This is a genomic window from Ideonella sp. B508-1 (assembly GCF_000333615.1).
Lineage (GTDB): Bacteria > Pseudomonadota > Gammaproteobacteria > Burkholderiales > Burkholderiaceae_C > Ideonella.
The window spans coordinates 1-2,056 of record NZ_BADL01000239.1 but is presented as its reverse complement, the minus strand read 5'-3'; the positions used below and the strand labels follow the sequence as shown (position 1 = coordinate 2,056).

Below are 2,056 nucleotides of genomic sequence, written 5' to 3'. Positions count from 1 at the left end.
TGCGCTGCGAAGACGGCGGTAGCTTCCCCTGTGCCATTGCCGGACAGACCTTCCAGCGCCGTGCGCAAGGACGTCCACTCATCCTTGGCGGTGAAGGTGTCGGTGTGGGCGATGATCTGGTCCACGTCGCCGAGGTGCGCCTTGAGGCGCTCCGAGCTCTGGGCCAGCGCGGCTTGGGCAGCGGCGTCGCCGTGCAGAACCCGGTTGGTCAGGCCGCGATGCACCTGGACCTCATAGGCCGTCTGCGACAGCGGCATCACCAGCGCCAGGCCCTGGCGTTCGGCGCGGGTCAGCCGGATGGAGGCCTGATCCTGCAGCGCGCCCAGGATCACGTTGATCAGCAGAGGGATCAGCAGCATGCTACCCAGCACGGTGAGCTTGAGCGGCATGCTCAGGTGGCGCATCAGGCGGTTGCCGGCGCGCATCACGATGCGATAGATCCCCATGGTCGCTGTCCCCTTGTCTTGCGCTGCGGGCGAGGCATGGTCACCCCCACCCGCAATTGGTCTCTTGGGGCGATGTTGACGCAGTCAGGGAACGCTGAAACGGTCAAACAACACGGAAAGCACCCCGGAGTTGACTGAACAGGGTGGGGATCTCCGGGCTTCAGTCAGCGGGCCAGCGTGTCGAGCACCTCATGGCAGGCGCCCAGGTTGTGGTAATCCACCTTGCCGGCGGGGCTCTTCTCGTCGGTGAGCTTGCGGTTGTCCGGCCCGAGGATGCGGTACCAGGCGCCGTGCGTGTGATCCACGAAGTGCCGCCAGACATGGGTCCAGATCCGGTCGTACCAGTCCCAGTAGCCCCCTTCGCCGGTGCGCTGGGCCAGCGCCGCCGCGGCGGCCAGGGTTTCGGCCTGGACCCAGTGGTACTTGTCGCCGTCGCTCACCTTCAGATGGGTGTCCGTGGCCGGGTCTCCCAGGGGCCCCAGCCCGTACACCAGGCCGCCGTGGGCGTTGTCCCAGCCCAGTTGGACGGCCGCGGCGAACAGTTCGCGGGCCCGCGGCAGCATCCAGGCGGTGTCGGCATCGTCCGGGCTCAAGCGCTCCAGCGTGAGCAGCAGCTTGGCCCATTCGGTCCAATGGCCGACCTGGTAGCCCCAGGGACGGAAGAGGTTGGCCGGATCGTGCCGGTTGAAGTCCCAGTCCGGTGTCCAGTCGGTGTGGAAGTGCTCCCAGACCCAGCCATGGCAACGCCCGGCCAGCGTCCGGGTGACTTGCTGGGCCAGGGCCTGGGCGCGCCGCAGGCAGAAGGCGTCCCCGGTGGCCTCGTAGGCGGCCATCAGCGCCTCGCAGGCATGCATGTTGGCGTTCTGCCCGCGGTAGGGACTCAAGCTCCACGCTGGCGTGGCCTCGTCGGCATACAGGCTGGCAGTCGGCTCCCAGAAGCGCTGCTCCATCAGGGCCAGGGTCTGTTGGAGGGCGGGTCGGGCTTCCTCCAGCCCGGCCAGGGTGGCGTGGGCCTGGGCCAGCAGCACGAAGGCCAGGCCGTAGGCATGTTGGGTGGCGTCCACCGTCTCGCGCCGGCCGTCGTGCCAGCGTAGCAGCCACAGGTAGCCGCCGCTGGCTTCGTCCCGGTGGATCTCGTGCACGAAGCGCAGGGCATGGCGGGCCGTGTCCCGCCAGCCCGCGGCCCGGGGATGCTCCGGAAAGCGCCGGGCCATCATGGCGTGGGTGACGACAAAGCGCGTGCTGCTCACCAGATGCCGGGTCGCGGGGTCGTAGACGCTGCCGTCGTCCCGGTAGAACTGGTAAAGCCCGCCACTCGGGTCCACGCAGCGGCCGTCGTAAAAGGCCATGGTCTGCAGCAGGTGCTGCTGCAGGAAGGCCGGATCGCGGAAGTCGGGGGCGGAGCGCATGGTGTGCAGGCTCAGAGCGGCGGGTGGTACTCCCTGCCCAGAAGGGTCGCCAGTGCAGGGAAGACGGACAGGTCGGATGCCTCGGCAATGTTGATGCGGATGTAGGACCGATAGTCCTCACCGTCTGAGAAGATGCTGCGGGGGGCTATGAGGTGGCCGAGTTCGTACATGCGCTCGGGCACGTTGACGGCATGGATGCCC

3 protein-coding genes are annotated in these 2,056 nt (G+C 68.0%); all 3 read right to left on the bottom strand.

Annotated elements, in window-relative coordinates; translation table 11 throughout:
• Positions 1-446: hypothetical protein (locus I73_RS27200; RefSeq protein WP_040500152.1), on the bottom strand; the 446-nt coding region annotated here is incomplete at its 3' end.
• 164 nt (positions 447-610) lie between these two features.
• Positions 611-1,855 carry an AGE family epimerase/isomerase gene (locus I73_RS09920; RefSeq protein ID WP_022980463.1) on the bottom strand — a complete coding sequence of 415 codons (1,245 nt, stop codon included), beginning with the start codon at positions 1,853-1,855 and terminating at the stop codon, positions 611-613.
• An 11-nt stretch (positions 1,856-1,866) separates the two neighbouring features.
• Positions 1,867-2,056, bottom strand: a 190-nt coding sequence (locus I73_RS33150) for a hypothetical protein (protein WP_040500150.1), incomplete at its 5' end; no start/stop codon positions are given.

Bases quoted from the DNA above. Each gene is read 5' to 3' on its own strand.
- I73_RS09920 (WP_022980463.1), bottom strand. From the start codon at position 1,855: ATGCGCTCCGCCCCCGACTTCCGCGATCCGGCCTTCCTGCAGCAGCAC.